Genomic DNA, 1,067 nt, shown 5'->3' on the forward strand with positions numbered 1-1,067 from the left:
CCTGAACCATCTCCAGCCTCTCCGACGGCAACTCGATCGTGTCCATCAACGACTGAATGTCAGTGTCGACGACCACTTCACTGTCCAGGTCACTGGTTGAATCCATCATCGAATCCGAGCTTTGGATATTCAAATTCTCCAGCTCAAAGTTTTCCGACTCGGTGGCCTCGCCAAACTCCAGCACCATGCTGCCGATGCCTTCGCCAACCGGAGTGGTCAACAACGCCAACACCAGCAACACAAGCAAGTGAAACACCATGCTCACCAACCAAGCGGGCACCGAACGTTTGACGGGAGCCAACTCGTCGTCTTGGTCCTGTTCGGTTTCGTCCTTTGGTTCAGCTTGAACTTCTGTCCGCCATCGAGATTTGGGCGGCGTCGCTGGCGCGACTTCCACGGCAACGACTTCCGCGATCTCGGGCTGAGCCGCGGCGGCGACCTTCACACCGCGAGCATCCTGTTTTGGCTTTCGCGATTTTGCTGGCTGAGCTGCACTGGGCTGGGGTGCATTTGGCCTAGATGCACTGGGCAACGATCCGTTGGTCGCTCCATCACCGTTGGTCGAACTGGGTGGCTGCGCAGGAGCAGCGTTAGGACTTGGCGGCTGGACCGGAGGCAATGTTGCTCGGGGAGGAGCCGGTGGCGGTTGCGGGACTGAGTCCTTCTCCGAGCCGTTCGTGGTGCTCGAGTCTGCTAGAGGCGGAGCGATGGGAGGAGGTGGAACGGGCGGGCCCGGTGCTGGGCCGGATGAGAACGTCCCCGAGGAATCCATGGCATCCGACGAATCGGCAGCGGTCGTATTGGGGGGAAGATTCATACTTGAAAAGACTTGGCGGAGCCGGCGCACAACGTACCAGTCTACGCCAACATAGCGAATCGCTGGCCAAAAAACGAAAATCTCAGCAACAATGCGAACAGCCGCTTGACGAATCTCGGTTTGTGACCGATAGTCCTTCCATCGTTGCGACGCCGCCACGAAGTGATTTTTTCGCGAATTTTCGTTGCAGAAATCGAACCTTGGCGTCCGATTCAACGTCTCACATACCGCGGGATGGAGCAGCCCGGTA

1 pseudogene is annotated in these 1,067 nt (G+C 58.0%); it reads right to left on the reverse strand.

Annotated elements, in window-relative coordinates:
- Positions 1 to 772: pseudogene (locus tag B2R17_RS28430) on the reverse strand (squalene--hopene cyclase); the annotation flags it as partial.
- Between the last annotated feature and the right edge of the window lie 295 nt (positions 773 to 1,067).

The sequence above is a fragment of the Rhodopirellula sp. UBA1907 genome, assembly GCF_002337565.1.
Lineage (GTDB): Bacteria > Planctomycetota > Planctomycetia > Pirellulales > Pirellulaceae > Rhodopirellula > Rhodopirellula europaea.